The sequence below is a fragment of the Curtobacterium sp. PhB78 genome, assembly GCF_003751685.1.
Taxonomy (GTDB): domain Bacteria; phylum Actinomycetota; class Actinomycetes; order Actinomycetales; family Microbacteriaceae; genus Curtobacterium.
Genome location: NZ_RKIA01000002.1, coordinates 579,854 through 596,804, shown reverse-complemented (window position 1 = coordinate 596,804; position 16,951 = coordinate 579,854). Strand labels below are relative to the sequence as shown.

Genomic DNA, 16,951 nt, shown 5'->3' with positions numbered 1-16,951 from the left:
TCGGTGCTTCTCCTGAGAGATGTCCCGAACCCGCTCGATCCTGACAGCGTCCACCGATCCGGAACGACGAAAGCCCCCTCTGGGATCGACCGGCTCATGCTGAACCTCCTCGGTGCCTTCGCGGAGTTCGGACGCACCCTCATCCGCGAACGGAAACGCGAAGACATTCGCATCGCCAAAGCTGCCGGAAAGCACACGGGCCGCAACCGCAAGAGAACCGATGACCAGATCGCCGAGGAGCCCCCCTCCCCGGGGGCTTGGCATTGACGGCGCCACCCTCTATCGGATGCTCGCGACCTCCACCGCCCTCTGTCCCGTGACGCCAACCGCTGAGCACCTCGAAGGTGAGCGCAAGACGTTGTAGCGTTTGGCGCCCGTCAGCGGGCATTTTTGCGGGGCAGGTACACGGCACTACCTGTGAGCAGCGTCGTTCGGTGTCGTCGCTCTCGCACCGCTCCGTGTCGTGATCACGTCTCTATAGCGGATCGGTTGGCGGACTGGGATGGTCTCGGCCGTACCCCTTCTCAAGACCGCGACGCGTCCTTGGCTCCGTAACGCGGTGAGCGCAACAAACGCCCCCAGCCTGAGCAATGCGTTGAACCCGCGGTGATCACACGGGGGCCATCGGAGACCCGAGCGCGAGGCACACGAGGTCGCCAACGCTGAACGCGATGAAGAAGCACCCGATGGTGGCGATGAGTTCAGAAGCGAATCGTTTGGCAATGCGTCGCCCTAACGCGCCGTACAGGGTCGACACCATCTTCCTCGCGAAACGGGTGAACGGCGCACGGAAGACCACGATGGCTGAGAAGACCTCGCGGCTGCGGTCGTTGGGAGTGGGCCGTTAGGTGATGCCTCTCGCGGGCCGGTATTCGTAGGACAGGGGCCCGCTGGCGGTTGGATCATTTCGCCGGTGGCGCACCAGGCTCGGCCGTCGTGTACGAACCGGATGGTTGGGTCACTTCGATACGCGGACCGGTTGATGCCGCTCTGAGATGTGGGCTGGACGGTAATGATGCCTGGTCACCGGCGCCGCGTTGCGGGTTCCCGCACCGATCGTTCCAGAGCGGTACGTCGCGAGTAGCGTCAGCGGCGTCGTCCCGGGGTGGGACTGACGCGGGGACCAGAACGGACGACACATGCAGCGCTTCACACGCGCGGCAGCGATGACAGCTGCCACGCTCCTCACCGCCAGCGCGCTCGGATTCGTCGGGCTCGAAGCAGTATCCGCAGCGACACCGACACCTCCACCTACCGGCGGGGTTCTGCAAATCCTCTCCCCGTACTACTCGGAGCGTGGCCTGCCACAGTTCGCCGATGGCGCGAACGTGCGACGGCTCATCGCGGACACCACCCGCGGCATCGACGCGCGGATGACGGTCTCGAGCACCAGCAGCGCGTCGTTCATCCTGACGCCGCCGAGCGGGAAGCCGTTGACGACCGGCAGCTACCGCCTCGTCGGGACGCAGCAGTCCGACCTCGCGAAAGTGCCAACGTTGACCGTCAACGGCGAGTACATCTACGGCGACTTCAACATCCTCGACCTCGCATCCGACCCCACCAACGGGGCTATCACCCGCTTTGACGCGGTCGTACCCGGGATCGGAGAGTTCCGGTTCGGGGAGGACCCAGCCGGTTCCGTCGTCTTCGGCGCTCGGAACTTCGTCTTCGCGAAGACGTTCATCGGCCTGCCGAAGACGACGCAGGTCGAGACGCTCCACAACACGGGGACCGCCGCGGTCACACTCGGAGCTCCGACCGTCACCGGGGTGAACGCGACGTCGTTCTCCGCCAGCAACAGCACCTGCAAGGCAACCCTCGCCGCCGGCGCCACCTGCACGTTCAAGGTCGGCTTCGCGCCGAAAGCTGCTGGACCCGTGAACGCGGCCTTGAGCATGAAGGTCGGCACGGCGACCAGGTCGGTGCCGCTGACCGGGTCCGCGTTCCTCGGCACGACGGGTATCTCCTCATCCGGGAAGGACATCGTCAACAACGGGAAGACAACGAAGGTCACCGGCGCGAACTCGGCGATGACGGTCGGAGCGGGTTTCGGAGGCTGGACGTTCAACGCCGACAACCTCGACGGCAGTGGAAGCGTTCTCAGAGTCTTTCTCGAGGGGCCCGGCGACGGCCCTATCCCCGTCGGCACGCGAAAGACCTACATCCACGGGCAGGGGAACGGGTACTCCCTGCTCACCACGGTGCGTTCCATGGGCTGCGACACCACCGGCACGGAAACCGTGAAGCAGTTCACCCTCGACCCGGTCACCGGGCTCCCCGACGCTGTGAACCTGTCGTTCACCCAGTACTGCGTCGACAAGAACGCGCAGACCGGTGCGCTGCAGTGGCAGGCACGCGCCGACGTGACCGCACCGGCAGCGCCGACCGCAGTTACGGTGACGGCGACCTCGCCGCGGAAGGTCACCTGGAAGGCGTCCACTTCGAAGGACGCGAAGTCCGTCGTGGCACGGCTCGTGCAAGGCAGCGGTGCCGGCGCGACCTTGCAGAGCGGAACACCGCTCACCGTGTCCGGCACCTCAGCGACAGTGCCGGCCGTTCCGTCCGGTCAGCAGTACACGGTGGCGCTGTTTGCGGTGGACACCACCGGAAACGTCAGCAAGCCTGCCTTCGCCCGGTTCGGCACTCCGCCGGTGACCGTCACAGCCCCCGGCCGGCCGACCATCACCAACGTGACAGCTGGGAGCGGTTCCGTGACCGTCACGTTCACACCCCCAACCAGCAACGGCGGGCTGCCCATCACTAGCTACATTCTCTCCGACTACCGCCACACCGTCACCGGAACGTCCAGCCCGCTGACACTGACCGGACTGCCCGCGGGGAACGACATGGTCTACGTCACCCCGGTGAACGCCGCCGGGAAGGGGACAGCGTCGTACTCCGTCCCCGTCACCGTGGGATAACTGCGGCGCGCGGGCGATCCCGGTCCTCAATCCGGGGCAGTTTCTGTCGAACACCTGGTGGGCCGGTCGGGCCGGTTCGGGCGCCGAACTGACGAACGGGGAACCGACTCCGGACGAGGTCCGGGTCGACGTGTCACACAAGGGGCTCGGCTGGTCACGAATCCGTGACTCCTTCGACCTCACCATCGAGACGGTGACCCTGACGACGTACGGCGTGAGCTCCACGTCGGTCAAGGGTCGGATGAAGACGATCGACGAGAGTCTGCGGAAGATCCGGGACCACCTCGCGACGATCGCGAACGATATCGGCTGACCCTTGGTGTCAGTGCGCCCGCGGACAGATCCTTCACCGGTGTCTGGTCGTCTCAGGGCCCTGGTTTCGGCTGTCGGCGGGGATTGAGGAGATCGCCGTCCCAGCTCAAGTCGTCATCTTCGTGCACCTCGAAGGCCTCGAAGCGGTCGTCCGCGAGGATGCTGTCGACGAGTGCGCGTGAGCCGGCGACGATCGTCGAGTCCCAGTCTTCCTCCGACGCGACCGCCCAGGCGTGATCCTCGGGCCAGATCAGCGACGTGTAGGGGCCCTCCTGGCCCCAGCGGCTGCATTCCCATCCAGGCACGGAGCGCTGCGCCCACGTCGGGTCCGCAAGCTCGCCCAGGCTCGAGCTGAACAACCACATGTCCCGACCTGGCCAGTGCATCTGCATGCGAGCGCGCGTGAGCGCGTTCCGACCCTCCTCTGCCCAGGGCGGATTGCCGGTGCCTTCCCACGCTCCGATGACCAGGTCGTCCGGGGTCCGTGTCGCGGCCCGCAGGTGCGTGGTCAGCACCGCGAGGTCCTCCGGGTCGAACCACCCATCGTCGGACTGACCGACCCTCCACCCATCCGACCAGTCCCTGGTCTGCTCTTCGTCAGTGATGCGCCACCACTGCACCAGGGGATGCATCACCCGGCCGTTGCGACGCGCGACTTCAGCCCACCGCCAACGCGTGTGCTCAACATCGACGGGGTTACCCCACTCGTCGACCGTGCTCGGATCGGAACGGCGCGCATCTACCGGGTGCAGCAGCCTCGCGTACGCCTCGAAGCCCTCGCCAGCGACACCGCCGACAGTCGCCCATCGGCCAGCGCGCTCGACAATCCACTCACCACGCGCGGCTTCGGTCAGCGGAATCACCCCGTCAGCATGGCACCGCAGACGCCGGTATCTCGCGCGAAGCAGTCCCAGCCGACGTTCGTCTATCGGACGCAACCCGTCACGTGTGCGTAGCCGGAGCGGATCGGGCCCAGACTGGGTGAGCTTGCTGGAAATCGCTGTTCGTTCCGATACCGTCGAGGGGGACGGCAGAGAGGCCATTGTGCACGGGGACGCGATCGACACGTTGGGGAACGACGGGGTGTTCTTTGACCCGCTGTGGCGGATCGAAGTGAGCCTGACAGAAACGGAGCAGCGTCTCCTCCGCACCTGGCCGGTGCGGCGTCTGGCCTTCATCGCGCATGCGGGAGCCGCCTCGATCACAACGGTTCAGACCTACTCTCGCCTCGAGCACTCGCTCGGCGTGCTTGCCCTCGTGGCCCACTTCGCGTCCGAGGATCACCCTTCGCGGATCGCAGCGTTGTTGCACGATGTCGGCCATCTGCCGTTCAGTCACACACTCGAGGGCCTCGCGGGTCTCGACCACCACCGCCTCACCCGACAGCGGATCACTGCGATCTTCGCCGCAGAAGTGACACTCGATAGCGATGCTGAAACGATCATCGCACTCGATGACGGGAGCCTCCCCTCGGCGCTCACGGCAGTGCACGGTGGACTGAAGCTGGACCACCTCGACTCCTTCTTGCGCAGCGGGCAGGCGCACGGGCGCACGCGGTCCGCACCACATGAGCTGCTGCGACGGCTGCGTTTGCGCGACGGGGCCGTTGATGCTGATCCGGTCGATGCGGTGGAACTCACGGACCTCGCGATCGGCGAAGCCCACGCGCAGAGAAGCGCAGCAAACCTCGTCCCCGTCGCCGTCGTGCGTGGCTTGGTAAGTCGTCTCCTCGGCACGGGAGCCCTCGAACCGACGGTCCTGGCCAGCATGACTGACGACGAACTGTGGTCACTTCTGCTCTCCGCCGATGAGACCCGTGTCGACGCAGCGTCGTTGCGACGTCATCCTCAGCATTGGTACCTCCGTCGTCACCGGGACAACAGTCACGGCGCGCCCTTCTCGCACGTGATTCGGCGGAGCTACCTCGATCTCCCCATGAGTGACGGTCAACCTACTTTCGATCCCCGCGTCGACGCCTTGCAGCAGGACCTTCCGATGCGGGTGAGCGTTCAGAGAACCAAGGGTCAGGCCCCCGTCGCGTAGGCCCGACCGCGACCGGCAACGGATCGGCTACCGGACTCACACCGGCGAAAGTTGGAGGACGACGAGTCGAATCACGGCGGTCATCCGACAACCACGACTCGGGTTGGCGACTCGTCTTGGACCGGCGATTAGGGTGAGTCAACGTCGAAACGCGTCGCCGCCGTCGGTCTGCTCGCGGCCTCGCATCACCCACCCCTGGAGGAATGGAAGGCCCACCGCCACCGCCAGTCCGATCACGTACACGAAAATCGTGGAGCGGGCGTCGTGGTTCTGTGAGTAATTCGACCACCGAATCCCCAGCACCACCTGGACCAACGGGCCCAGCGCTGCGATGACTCCGCCCGGTAGCACGGTCAGCAACCACGTCTTGCGCCAAGTCCGTTCCTTCCCGTCCCAAATCGCAATCGCGCCAGTTGTCGCGCCTATCGCGACCCCGCCCCAAAGCCATGACGCCCCTGACATTCGCCAACCGTCGTGTGTCCACCACGCTTCGATCAGGGCGGTCGTGCGTGCCCATGCATCGGACGACACGTATCTTCCCGGCGCCGCCGGCAGTGGCCACCCGATGATCGCAAGAACGCCAGTGGCAGCAGCCACCAGACCGACCAACCAACTAAACAACCTGCGATGGTCGACCGGTTCAACGTCGAATGACTCGATTCTCACCGTCGCACAGACCAAGGCGTTCTGAAGCTCATGGTCGGAGCGTATCGGCCATTCTGTCCCCAGGCTCGATAGCTGATCGGCTATCGGACGGACGCGGGGTGAGCTTGCCAGAGCCAGCGGAGAGCGTCGGGGAGGAGTACTCCGCCGTGGTTGGGTAAATGGCCGCCGTCGCCGACAACGAGGCGAAAGTCGTAGCCCGCGCGCCCGAGCGCAGCCGCGGTGTCCAGGCTCTCGGCGAACCAATTCCACTCAGGCTCGTTCCAGTGCAAATCGCGGTGAGCGGCGTGGAGGAACAGACGTGTCTGCCTGCGCGGTTCGGTAGCAAAAACGGCCGGGTACGGGTTGCCACCGGGCATCTGCGCGAAGCTCGGATTGAAGGCGATCGCTCGACCCAGGCCCTCGGGTCGACTCCACGCCGCGGTGACGGCAGCGTTCCCGCCGCTACTGCCACCGCAGATACCACGCATCATCGGATCGTCCGAGACAACGAAGCGCTCTCGCACGATGGGGAGCACCTCGTCGAGGAGGAAGCTGGCGTAGGCGTCGTTGAACGCGTCGTACTCGGCGTTGCGGTGCTTCGTCGGCGTTCCGTTGACATCGAGCACGCCTGGGTCCACAAAGACGCCGATCATCTGTGGCAAGTCACGCTTGGCAGCGAGGTTGTCGAGGACGATCCCACCGCGGACGTCGCCGTCGGGATCGAGGTACCACCAGCCGTCGTTGAAGAACATGACCGCGCTCGGCTCGTCGGCCCGATGCCCTGCTGGGCGGTGCACCCACACACTTCGCGTGGTGCCCGGGAAACGCTGGCTCTCTTCGAGCTCGAACTGTTCGGTCGAGCCTGGCTCAACGCCGACGCGTGTCACAGAGTCAGGTCCGTACTCGTACGAGACGTTGTCCTGAGACAGAGGAAGAGCAGCGAATGGTTGCGGCGTCGACACGCTCGGATGCGACCGGGATCGCTTCATCCCGCAGAGCGATCGCCCGGGCACCTATGGTGGCGGCATGCGCCGCCGCTACGACCCGTCCGTGGACCGATGGGCACCATTGTCTGTGGCGCGCGTGCGAGACGTCATCGCTGGTAGCCCAGCGTGGCTCTCCGGTGGGTTCGGCCTCGATGCCCTCCTCGGGTACACATCACGCGCGCATGGCGACATCGACGTGAGCATCGTCGATGAGGACTTCCCCGCCCTCGCCGCGGCACTGCCCGGTTGGATGCAGCTCTTCGCCGCGCAGTCAGGGCAGCTCGCGCCGATCGACGAAGCCGTCGACACGGAACCGCTGGACAACATCTGGTGTCTCGACAAACGATCGGGACTCTGGTGCTTGCAGATCAACCGAGAGGCCGGCGACAGCGACAGGTGGCTCTACCGCCGCGTGCCGACGGTCCAGCGCCAGTGGTCCGCGGCCGTCCTCGACGTCGAGGGATTACGGGTCGTCGCGCCCGAGGTGCAACTGCTCTGGAAATCCGCCGACCCGTCCGCGAAAGACGAATCGGACCGAGCAGCAGTGACACCGTTGCTGGGCGACGAGGCACGTCAGTGGCTCCACGAGGCGATCACACGGGCGCACCCTGGATCAGCATGGGCGAACGCGTTCCGTTGACGTCTCGATAGCCGACCGTCGATCCGAAAGAACCCGCAAAGTCTGATCTGTCGGCTGGCTGAACTCCAGATGGCGGGGAGAACAGGCGGGAGCAGCCGTGCTCTCGATGCTTCAACCGAGATCGAAGTCGACGATCGCTGCGACGTGGGCGGTCGCCGTGACCATGCGAGCTCGCCATTCCCGAGGATCCTCGTCGCGACGGTCGATGGCGCCGAAGTCATCTCGAGCCAGGAACCGGATTCCGTCGCCTTCGACGTAGCCGACGCTCGACCCACGTGTACGGACCAGCATCGGCCAGGTCACATCGTTCGTGATCGAGGTGTCGTGACTCTGGTCGACGATCAACTGTGCGGTGGCGCGGGTCATCAAGCGCAGGGCGATCATCAAGTCCCACCGATTCGCGAGGCCGTTTGCAAGCCCGTACACGTGGTTCACGATCTCTTCAGTTCGACGAAGCCTATCCGGGGCAGCCTCCATCGCCACCGTGGAGCGTCCGACGACGAGGAAGTCGACGTCGCGTCGAGCGAGCGTGCGCTCCACTTCCCGTCGAGCACCGCTCACCCATCGCAGGATGTGGTCCAGGTCCGAGTGGAACAGCGATCCGCAGTCGCTTTGCAACCCGAGGTCCAGCGCGTTCTTCCTCGCCGTTCCGATGCCGATCGTGCCGGCGGCGTGTTCGTCGAGGAGCAACGGCACAGCCAGCGCACGCAGTGCCGCGATCGTCGCCGGATGAGTTTCAGCGGTGGCGTTCACTGCCACAGCACCGAACACCTCCGCGAGGGCGGGTCCGGCGGCCTCGATACCTGCGGCGAATCCTCCGAGCGGGTCGTGACAGGTCGCAACGAGGCATACCGACTCCGGAGCCGCGTGATCATCGAACGTCCCGGCGGCCCGAGTTGCAACCACGTCGTCTTCGAAGCCAGGCATCACCCGACCATACGACGTTGCTCCAGGGCACCCGACGAAGCGTGTGCTCGAAGGTTTCCCCGTCTGCGCCATCCGTCCGATGGCCGATCGGCTATCGGCCGCGCTGCTTGTCGCTTCGTCGTCGCCACTCTCCGCCGGCGTAGGCGAGCGTGTAGAGCCCGGCGATGGTGAGTGGCGAGATCGCCAGGAAGACCAACATCGAGTCGACGAGGAACAACAGCAGCGCAGCGACACCGAGAAGAACGACACCCACGAGGACCAGCGTCCACAGCGGCAGCCGTCGGCCAAGCCGCTCGCGCTTCGTCATGATGCCGAAGCTACCCGTGAGACCACCCCTCAGGCGTCCCGTTGAGCGATCGGCTGTCCGCGCTGCTCCTTCTCGAGGCGACGGGCCGATAGCGTGACGAGATGGCAACCGGCGTGAAGTACGACTCGCTCTGGAAGGAAGCGCACCGGTCCTTCAACAGGGGCACCCTCCGCGTGGACCACGCGCCTGTCGACGGCGACGCACGCTGGGGTCTCAGCCTCGTACTGCTTCCCCCGGTGCACGTCGCAGACGCCGTGAGCGCGGCCGCCGCTGGAATTGGCAGCCTCTACGCCGGCACGCACCACATCTACAACGCCGCCGACCTGCACCTGACGGTCACGAGCTTGGAGCCATACCGCGACAAGGTCGCGCGGACGACAATCGAGCACTACGTCGATGCGGTCGAGCGTGCCCGCGATCTGCTGGACGTCAACGTTCGGCTGGTTGGGCTCGGTGGCTCGCCTTCCGGCGTCTTCGTTCAGGGCTTCGACGACGAGACGCTGCTTCCGATCCGGCGACAGATGCGTCAGGCAGCGGCGGACCTACACGACGGCGTCGCGCCGCCGATGGCGTTCGTGCGAGACACCGCACACATCTCCATCAGCGTCCACCGGGAAGCAGTCCCCGAACCCTGGGCGGCCGAATACGTGCAGCGGCACAGGCGCACTGGGTTCGGCGACATCACGGAAGCCACGGTCGCGCTCGCGCGATATCGGGCAACAGAGCACTCGATGAGCGTCGAAGTCCTTCACACCGTCCGGTAGCCGATCGGTCATCGGGACATGCATACTGCAGGTCCTGCGACGAGTACAGCGACGTCAGCCCTGGGTCCCTTCTTGCGACCGTTGTGGTCTTCGCGCCGACGGCGCATGGTGGCCAGGCGGTACCGCGGCCCCTCGGGAGGCCGTCCGCTGGCGCACCAGGTCAGTGAGCTCGCGTCCCCTGATCTCTGTCACGGCGGGCCCTACGCCTCGTTGCCCGACGGAAGCCCATGAGCACGGCGCCGCACACAACCGTCGCGATGATGCCAATGGTCGTGTCGCCGGTCGACTCGCTTCCGTAGTTTGACCAGGGCAGTCCGAGAGCCCATTGCAGTGCAGGGCCCGCTACGAGTAGCGCTCCGGCCGGTACGACGACGATGAGCAAGGCGCGGCGGCCGCTCCAAGCAGGATGAAGCAGAACGACCACGGAGGCCGCGGCGACGACCGCGAAAGCGCCGTAGATCCACGACGCTCCGGACATCCGCCAGCCGTCGTGTGCGAACCAGTCTTGGACTCCACGGATGGTCCGTGCCCAAGCATGCTGACCTCGGCCATGTGTCGACGAGATGACAGGCAACGGCCACCCGATGATCGCGAGAACTCCGGCGATTGCGCTCGCGATTCCGAGCAAGACCGCCCCGGAGCGCGACCCGGTTCTGGGCTCGACGTCGAAGTCGGAGATGCTTACGCGGAGGAGGCTATCGGGCGAGAGCGACGCGCGGAGGGACAGCGCGGTTCCGATGCGGTGGGACAGCAGAACGTGCCAGATCCGTGCCGAGTGTCCTGTGTGAACCAGAGGACGTGGCCGCAGGAACACGAAAACCCCCGGCCGGACCTGATGGTCCTGCCGGGGGCTTTCTCGGGTGGGCGATACTGGGATCGAACCAGTGACCTCTTCCGTGTCAGGGAAGCGCGCTACCGCTGCGCCAATCGCCCAGATTCCCTGTCTGAACCGGGGTCCGTACAGGATCTGGAGGGTGTTGCTGGAGGTGGGGACGGGATTCGAACCCGCGTGGACGGCTTTGCAGGCCGCTGCCTAGCCTCTCGGCCACCCCACCATCGAGGTTCACGTCTCCGTGAGTACCCGAACGGTGGGATACCCTCTGGTGAGTCGTGGGACTTCGAGAAGCCCCACACTCGAGCGGATGACGAGATTCGAACTCGCGACCCTCACCTTGGCAAGGTGATGCGCTACCACTGCGCCACATCCGCATTTGTCTTTCCGCTGTCGCGGCGACGACGTAAACTCTATACGAACCCAGGGTCATCCACCAAAATCCATCCCGTTCACCGGGCGTGTCCCCCGAGTTCATGCGGATCCGGCCGGTCTGAGCCCCCTCGTCAGCGGCACGCCACACCCGGGGCGCGCGCCGTGTTCGATGCACCGCCGGACTTCGGCTACTATCGACTCGCACGAACAGTGCAGGGGGCGATTGGCGCAGTTGGTAGCGCGCTTCGTTCACACCGAAGAGGTCATCAGTTCGAGTCTGGTATCGCCCACCCACCCTGCAAGAGCCCGGCGCACAAGCGTCGGGCTCTTCGCATCTGTTGAGACAGTCAGCAGCCAGAACAGCCACCAGCACGATCGGACGAAGGGGCGCATGACCGACGTCGACCTCGAGTTCGCCCGGGTCCGAGCGGTCCTCGACCGTCCGACCCTGCGCCTCATGTCCCGCCCGACGAGCGCGACGGTCCTCGCCGTGTTCCGCACGGTGTTCGACCGCGACGTCCAGTACGTCCCCGCCGACCGCATGCACCTGCAGGTCGAGGAGCACGTCGCCCGCCTGCAGGCATCGGGTGCACGTGTGCCCGCGAGCGAACAGCACGAGCAGAGCGAGCAGGACCCCCGACCGAACGGCCGTGCCCTCTGCCGTGAATGGGTGGCGGCACAGTGGCTGGTCCGCTCCAACTCCCCCGACGGCGACGAGCAGTACTCCCTGACGAGTCACGCGCTCGAGGCCCTGAGCCTCGTCGACGCCCTGTCGGCCGACCGCGCACTGATCAGCGAGAGCCGCCTCGCGATGATCGTCGACGCCGTGCACCGCTGGGCTGCCCGCGCAGAGCCGGACCCCGACGTGCAGATCCGCCGCATCGACGCCCAGATCGCCGAACTGCGGGCCGAGCGTGAGCGCCTGGAGCACGGCGACGACGTCGTCACCGTCGAGGACGACCGGATGCGCGACGGGTACACGAACATCTCCGACCTGATCCGGCAGCTCCCGAGCGACTTCAAGCGCGTCGAAGAGGCCGTCGCGACGATGCACCGCTCGATCGTCGAGGACTTCCGACAAGAGGTCCGCCCGATCGGTGAGATCCTCGACGACTACCTCGCGCGCACCGACAACCTGATGCAGGCGACGCCCGAGGGCCGCGCGTTCGAGGGCGCCTTCGAGCTCCTGCGCGACGACGCCCTGCTGCTCCGCCTGCGTGACGACATCGCGACGATCCTGTCCCACTCCTTCGCCGACGGCCTCGGAGCCGGTGAGCGTCGGGCGTTCCGCAACACCGTGACGATCCTGCGCCAGGGCATCGAGGACGTCCTCGCCCAGCGGCGTCAGCTCACCGCGACACTGCGAGACCAGATCGTCGCCCACGACGTGGTCCGCGACCGTGAGCTCGACGCCGTCATCCGGTCGATCAACCGCGGCCTGGCGACGCTGATGGACCAGGGCGGTGCGCGCGACCGCATCCCGCTCCCGCTGTTGCCGGCGTCGGCCGAGGTCGGCACCCTGCGCGAGCGCTTCTACGACCCCGACGCCGAGTCGGTGCCGCCACCCATCGAGGAACCCGACGACGACGTCTTCGAGGACCTCGACGTCGAGATGCTCCGCAAGCACGGCGGCCCGCTCCTGACCGAGCTGCGTGCCGCGCTCCGGTTCGCCGAGGCCGACTCGAGCGTCGACGCCTTCCACGGGCTGCCGCCCGAACAGCGTCGACCGGTCGAGCTGTTCGGGCTCGCCCACCTGCTCACCGGACGCGACGACTTCGAGTCCGCCGCGCACGTCGCGGAGCACCGGACAGTGCGTCCGGACGGCAGCCCGGTCACCTTCCACATGCCCACCGCTGCGCTCGCTGCCGAGCACGCGCCGGTCGGCGATCCCCACGACGACAACGCACAGGAGGCACGGTGAGCGACACGACGCCGGCACCGGTCGACGAGACCGTCCCGTACGACGACCCCGCAACGGTCGCGCAGGACGACGAACGCGACGAGTCCAGCTTCGCCCTCTTCGAGGGCGACGAGGGCCGGCTCGACGAGCACCAGCGACGCGCGCTGGTGGCGCTGCTCCGGCACTCGTACGTCAGCTCCCGCACGCACCCCGACGAGTGGCGTGCCGTCCTCGACGCCGAGTACCAGCTGCGGTCGCGTCTGAACGACCTGTTCCTCGAACTCCACGTCGACCGTGACCGCGAGGTCGCATGGAAGCGCCAGGCCCGTTCGGAGAGCCAGCGCCGCACGTTCCCCACGTTGCTGCGCGACCTGCCGTACACCCGGGAGGAGACGATCGTCCTCGTCTACCTGCGGATGCGCCTGCGCGCCGATGCCCGACCGGGTCCGGACCAGGTGGTCGTCGACCGCGCGGAGATCCTCGGGCACGTCGCCGGCTTCCGACCGGCGACCGCGACCGACCGCACGCGCGACGAGGGCCGGGTGGCGAAGGCCGTCGAACGCCTCGTCACGGCGCGCATCCTCATCCGCACCTCGGACCCGGACCGCTTCCGGGTGGCGAGCGTCGTCGAGGTGTTGCTCCCCCTGGAGCGCTTGCTGGAACTGGACACGTGGCTGCGGACCACCACCGCGCAGGAGGACCCGGCCGACCAGGGCGGCGAGCCGACCGACGGAGCTGCCACGGGCCTCCCGGCAGACGGCGAAACCGAGACCGACACCGACGACGACGGCGAGACGGAAGCATGACCGACACCTTCCAGATCCCCGCGCTGTTCGACACGGTCGCGCAGTGGCGCGCCGAGTCGATGCAGGTCGTCAACTGGGGCGGGTTCCACGGCCACCGGCAGGTCGAGCTGTCCGGCACCGCGACGCTCATCTCCGGCGCGTCCGGCACCGGCAAGTCCACGCTGATGGACGCGTACCTGGCCGTGATGATGCCGTCCGACGTGCCGTTCAACGGCGCCTCGAACGATGCCACCACCGGGCGCGCGCGGAGCGCCGACCAGCGCAACCTGCTCACGTACCTGCGGGGCAAGGTCGACACCCGCCGCGATCCCGAGTCCGGTGCCCTGCGCGACGTCAACCTGCGCGGCGACGACCAGACCACCTGGGGCGCGGCCGCGGTCACGTTCCGGAACGACGACGAGCGGCGCTTCACGGTGCTGCGGGCGTACATCGTGCCGAAGCGTGCGCGCGGCGTCGGCGACATCCAGATGACCATGGCGACGGTCGACGACACCTTCGACCTGCGTCGGCTCGAGGAGTTCGTGCCGACCCGCTTCCACCACCTCGAGCTGACCGGTCGTGTACCGGGGCTGGTGATCCGCGACACCTACCAGGAGCTTGCGTACACGCTGCAGACCCGGCTCGGCATCGGCGACTCCGGCGGCGGGAACCGGGCGATGCGCCTGCTCGCGCGCATCCAGGCCGGGCAGCACCTGCCGACGGTCGACGCGCTGTACAAGTCGCTCGTGCTCGAGACCCCGGGCACCTACGAGGCCGCCGACCGCGCCCTCGCGCACTTCTCCGCGCTCGACGAGGCGTACGAGGCGATGGACACCGAGGAGCGCAAGGTCCGCATCCTCTCCCCCATCACCGACCTGCACGACGAGATCGAACGGTCGAAGGCCGCGGCCGAGGCCCTGGACGGCATCGCCACCGGCGCCGAGGTCTCCCCGTTCGCGCACTGGACGGCTTCGCGGAAGCGGGAACTGCTCGACGCCGAGGTGGACCGCAACGGCCGGGAGCGCACGGCGTCCCGCGCCGAGGTCGCCGCCGCCGAGGCCCGGCACGCCGCCGTGGAGATCGAGCTGCGCGACGCCGAAGCGCGGCTGCGCGACCAGGGCGGCAACGCGCTCGCCCAGCTCGAGGACCGCATCGAGCGACTCACCCGTGAGCGCGACGCGGTGGTGCGGACCCGGGCGACGTTCGACGAGCGCACAGCGGTGCTCGGCACGTCCGTCGCGACCGAGGCCGACTTCACTGCCGCGCAGCGCAGCTCGCACGAGTTCCTCGGTTCCTACGCTGCTTCGCGCTCGTCGTTGGACGACCGCCGCGACGCCTTGACGCGCGAGGAGTACCCGCTGCTCGACCGGGAGCGCTCGCTGCGGCAGGAGCGGCAGTCGCTCGAGCACCGTCAGGGCGCGATGCCCCTGCCGATGCACGAGGCCCGGCTCGCGATGGCCCGGGCCGCCGGCATCGACCCCGCCGACCTGCCGTTCGTCGCCGAACTGCTCGACGTGCAGCCCGGCGAAGAGCGCTGGCGCACGGCCATCGAGTCCGTACTGGCCCCCGTCGCCCGCACCCTGCTGGTCGACCAGGACCGCCTCGGTGCGTTCAGTGAGGCGATCGACGCACTCCGCCTGCCCGTCCGCGTGCAGTTCGAGGGCGTGCCGACCGGACCGCACCTGGACCTCGACGGCGATCCCGCGATGGTCTCCGGCAAGCTCGCGATCAAGCACTCGCCGTTCAGCACCTGGGTGCGCGAGCGGATCGAGTCGGACCGCACCGACGCCCGTTGCGTCACCGACGCCTCGGAGCTCGGTGGCGGTGGCCGGCGCGTGACCGAGTCCGGCCAGCTCCGCGACGGCCGGCGTGGTGCGCACGGTGACCGCCGCCAGGCGAACGTCATCGGCTTCACGAACGAGGCCCGTGTCGCCGCCGTCGAGCAGGAACTCGCCTCGATCGCGCAGGACCTCGCCACGCTCGAGGCCCGTCGCACCGACGTCGCGCAGGACCTCACCGCGCTCGACGTCCTCCGCGCCGCGCACCAGCACGTCGTCGACGTGACCTGGGACGCCATCGACGTCCAGGGCGTCGAGACCTCGCTGGCACGCCTCGACGAGGAACGGCAGGCGCTGCTCGCCGCCGACGACGGCCTCAGGACCCTGCGCGCCTCGGTCGCCCGCCTGCGGAAGTCGCTCGACGAGACGGCCGACCGCCGCTCCGCCGCGCGGCTCTCCGTGCAGCGCCTCGAGGAGCGGCACGCCGTGCTCGTCGACGGCCAGGACGCCGCCGCCGAGATCCTGTCGCGTTTCGACGACACCCCCGAGTCGTTGCCCGACGACGAGCAGTCGCGACTCCTCGCCGAGACGTTCGCCGAGGTCGGGGCGCCGGACGGTGTGGACAGTTTCGACGACGCCACCCGACGGCTCCGACGACGCCTCGAGGAGCGGCTGTCGCAGGCACTCGACGGTGCCGCAGCGGCCTCGACGTCGTTGACCCTCACGTTCCAGCGCTACCAGGACGCCTGGCCGGACCCGAACCTCGGCACCGGCGTCGCGTCGTACCCGGACTACCACGCCATCCTCGACCAGATCGTCGCGACCGGCCTGCACGCACGTCGCACCGAGTGGCGTCGGCGGCTGTCGCAGTGGAGCGGCGAGGACCTCGTGCCGCTCGCCGGCGCCTTCGACCGGGCCGTCGTCGAGATCGAGGAGCGCCTCGAACCCGTCAACGAGATCCTGCGGGACCTGCCGTTCGGCGCCAACCGCGACCGCCTGAAGATCCAGATCCGGCGGGTCACCCGCGAGGACGTCACCGCGTTCCGCCGCGAGCTCCGCGCCCTGTCCGCCTCGGTCGACGCCGAGCTGACCGACGACGTGCTCGAGACCCGGTTCCGCCGGCTCCGGCGCTTCATGGCCGTCATCCGCCCCGACCCCGACGCCGCGCGTGGCCGCACCACGCAGCGCGACGCCGTGCTCGACGTCCGGCGGCACATGGAGATCACGGCGGTCCGCTACGACACGTCGGGCAACGACCTCGGTGTGTACTCGTCGCTCGGTGACAAGTCCGGTGGTGAGACGCAGGAGCTCGTGGCGTTCATCGTCGGTGCGGCGCTCCGCTACCAGCTCGGCGACGAGACCCGTCCACGCCCCCGGTTCGCCCCGGTGTTCCTCGACGAGGCGTTCATCAAGGCGGACTCGGAGTTCGCCGGTCGTGCGGTCACCGCGTGGCTGCGGCTCGGGTTCCAGCTGGTGGTGAGTGCGCCGCTCGACAAGGTCACGGCGCTCGAGCCCTCGATGGAGCGGCTGCTCTCGATGCGCAAGCACCCCGAGACCGGTCACTCGTCCATCACCGAGATCGCCCGGGTCCCCGCCGACGCCTGACCCAGGCGGGGGCGGGCCTGGGCGGGCGTGGCGCCCCGAGGTTCCAAAATCTCGGAACTTCGGGCGCCCCCGCGGGCATCTGTGGAACCTCTGCGGCACGCACGCGGCATGTCGTGGAACCTCGGCGTCGC

14 protein-coding genes and 4 tRNA genes are annotated in these 16,951 nt (G+C 67.8%); 10 read left to right on the top strand and 8 right to left on the bottom strand.

Annotation, left to right across the window (positions count from 1 at the left end):
- Nucleotides 1-3 precede the first annotated feature (3 nt).
- The 3 genes from EDF53_RS19630 (at nt 4) to EDF53_RS06545 (ending at nt 3,234) form a co-directional block, all read left to right on the top strand.
- A complete protein-coding gene (locus EDF53_RS19630; protein WP_260215228.1) occupies nt 4-267 on the top strand; it encodes a recombinase family protein in 264 nt (87 codons plus the stop codon).
- A gap of 872 nt (nt 268-1,139) precedes the next feature.
- Nucleotides 1,140-2,921, top strand: a complete 1,782-nt coding sequence (locus tag EDF53_RS06550; RefSeq protein ID WP_123292780.1) for a choice-of-anchor D domain-containing protein — start codon at nt 1,140-1,142, stop codon at nt 2,919-2,921.
- A 130-nt stretch (nt 2,922-3,051) separates the two neighbouring features.
- Nucleotides 3,052-3,234 (top strand): hypothetical protein, encoded by a 183-nt coding sequence (locus EDF53_RS06545; protein ID WP_123292779.1) that lies wholly within the window; start codon nt 3,052-3,054, stop codon nt 3,232-3,234.
- A gap of 52 nt (nt 3,235-3,286) precedes the next feature.
- On the opposite strand, the gene EDF53_RS06540 is transcribed toward EDF53_RS06545, so the two are convergent.
- The gene (locus EDF53_RS06540) at nt 3,287-4,096 is read right to left on the bottom strand and encodes a hypothetical protein (RefSeq protein ID WP_185020967.1); all 810 of its coding nucleotides are present in this window, start codon (nt 4,094-4,096) and stop codon (nt 3,287-3,289) included.
- 124 nt (nt 4,097-4,220) lie between these two features.
- Here EDF53_RS06540 and EDF53_RS06535 point away from each other — a divergent pair, with 124 nt between their 5' ends.
- Nucleotides 4,221-5,276 carry an HD domain-containing protein gene (locus tag EDF53_RS06535; RefSeq protein WP_185020966.1) on the top strand — a complete coding sequence of 352 codons (1,056 nt, stop codon included), beginning with the start codon at nt 4,221-4,223 and terminating at the stop codon, nt 5,274-5,276.
- 138 nt (nt 5,277-5,414) lie between these two features.
- On the opposite strand, the gene EDF53_RS06530 is transcribed toward EDF53_RS06535, so the two are convergent.
- Nucleotides 5,415-5,873: a hypothetical protein gene (locus tag EDF53_RS06530; protein ID WP_148058291.1), complete on the bottom strand. Its 459-nt coding sequence runs from the start codon at nt 5,871-5,873 to the stop codon at nt 5,415-5,417.
- A 149-nt stretch (nt 5,874-6,022) separates the two neighbouring features.
- Nucleotides 6,023-6,808, bottom strand: a complete 786-nt coding sequence (locus EDF53_RS06525; protein WP_260215227.1) for an esterase family protein — start codon at nt 6,806-6,808, stop codon at nt 6,023-6,025.
- A 139-nt stretch (nt 6,809-6,947) separates the two neighbouring features.
- On the opposite strand from EDF53_RS06525, the gene EDF53_RS06520 reads away from it, so the two are divergent.
- Complete coding sequence (locus tag EDF53_RS06520) at nt 6,948-7,547, top strand: nucleotidyltransferase domain-containing protein (RefSeq protein WP_148058290.1); 600 nt, start codon at nt 6,948-6,950, stop codon at nt 7,545-7,547.
- A gap of 111 nt (nt 7,548-7,658) precedes the next feature.
- Here the strand turns inward: EDF53_RS06520 and EDF53_RS06515 are convergent, their stop codons facing one another.
- Both EDF53_RS06515 and EDF53_RS06510 read right to left on the bottom strand, forming a co-directional pair.
- Nucleotides 7,659-8,474: a hypothetical protein gene (locus EDF53_RS06515; protein WP_148058289.1), complete on the bottom strand. Its 816-nt coding sequence runs from the start codon at nt 8,472-8,474 to the stop codon at nt 7,659-7,661.
- 91 nt (nt 8,475-8,565) lie between these two features.
- On the bottom strand, nt 8,566-8,781 hold the full coding sequence (locus tag EDF53_RS06510; RefSeq protein ID WP_123292772.1) for a hypothetical protein: 216 nt from the start codon (nt 8,779-8,781) through the stop codon (nt 8,566-8,568).
- 101 nt (nt 8,782-8,882) lie between these two features.
- Here EDF53_RS06510 and EDF53_RS06505 point away from each other — a divergent pair, with 101 nt between their 5' ends.
- Nucleotides 8,883-9,545 carry a hypothetical protein gene (locus EDF53_RS06505; protein WP_123292771.1) on the top strand — a complete coding sequence of 221 codons (663 nt, stop codon included), beginning with the start codon at nt 8,883-8,885 and terminating at the stop codon, nt 9,543-9,545.
- 861 nt (nt 9,546-10,406) lie between these two features.
- Here the strand turns inward: EDF53_RS06505 and EDF53_RS06495 are convergent.
- From EDF53_RS06495 to EDF53_RS06485, 3 genes are all read right to left on the bottom strand, one after another.
- A tRNA-Val gene (locus EDF53_RS06495) sits at nt 10,407-10,478 on the bottom strand.
- Between the two features lie 48 nt (nt 10,479-10,526).
- Nucleotides 10,527-10,600 (bottom strand) — tRNA-Cys (locus EDF53_RS06490).
- 82 nt (nt 10,601-10,682) lie between these two features.
- Nucleotides 10,683-10,754: transfer RNA gene (locus tag EDF53_RS06485), tRNA-Gly, on the bottom strand.
- Nucleotides 10,755-10,969: 215 nt separating this feature from the next.
- On the opposite strand from EDF53_RS06485, the gene EDF53_RS06480 reads away from it, so the two are divergent.
- The 4 genes from EDF53_RS06480 to EDF53_RS06465 all read left to right on the top strand — a co-directional run bounded on the left by EDF53_RS06480 (nt 10,970) and on the right by EDF53_RS06465 (nt 16,820).
- A tRNA-Val gene (locus EDF53_RS06480) sits at nt 10,970-11,042 on the top strand.
- Nucleotides 11,043-11,143: 101 nt separating this feature from the next.
- Entirely contained in the window at nt 11,144-12,673 is a 1,530-nt protein-coding gene (locus EDF53_RS06475) for a DUF3375 family protein (protein ID WP_123292769.1), read from the top strand.
- Nucleotides 12,670-13,458: a DUF4194 domain-containing protein gene (locus EDF53_RS06470; protein ID WP_123292768.1), complete on the top strand. Its 789-nt coding sequence runs from the start codon at nt 12,670-12,672 to the stop codon at nt 13,456-13,458. Before EDF53_RS06475 ends, EDF53_RS06470 begins: the two co-directional genes overlap by 4 nt.
- Nucleotides 13,455-16,820 (top strand): ATP-binding protein, encoded by a 3,366-nt coding sequence (locus EDF53_RS06465; protein WP_123292767.1) that lies wholly within the window; start codon nt 13,455-13,457, stop codon nt 16,818-16,820. Before EDF53_RS06470 ends, EDF53_RS06465 begins: the two co-directional genes overlap by 4 nt.
- Nucleotides 16,821-16,951: the final 131 nt, after the last annotated feature.

Excerpts from the sequence above, each read along its gene's own strand:
- EDF53_RS06550 (WP_123292780.1), top strand. The coding sequence starts at position 1,140 with ATGCAGCGCTTCACACGCGCGGCAGCGATGACAGCTGCCACGCTCCTC.
- EDF53_RS06520 (WP_148058290.1), top strand. The coding sequence starts at position 6,948 with ATGCGCCGCCGCTACGACCCGTCCGTGGACCGATGGGCACCATTGTCT.
- EDF53_RS06515 (WP_148058289.1), bottom strand. The coding sequence starts at position 8,474 with ATGCCTGGCTTCGAAGACGACGTGGTTGCAACTCGGGCCGCCGGGACG.
- EDF53_RS06510 (WP_123292772.1), bottom strand. The coding sequence starts at position 8,781 with ATGACGAAGCGCGAGCGGCTTGGCCGACGGCTGCCGCTGTGGACGCTG.
- EDF53_RS06505 (WP_123292771.1), top strand. The coding sequence starts at position 8,883 with ATGGCAACCGGCGTGAAGTACGACTCGCTCTGGAAGGAAGCGCACCGG.
- EDF53_RS06475 (WP_123292769.1), top strand. The coding sequence starts at position 11,144 with ATGACCGACGTCGACCTCGAGTTCGCCCGGGTCCGAGCGGTCCTCGAC.
- EDF53_RS06465 (WP_123292767.1), top strand. The coding sequence starts at position 13,455 with ATGACCGACACCTTCCAGATCCCCGCGCTGTTCGACACGGTCGCGCAG.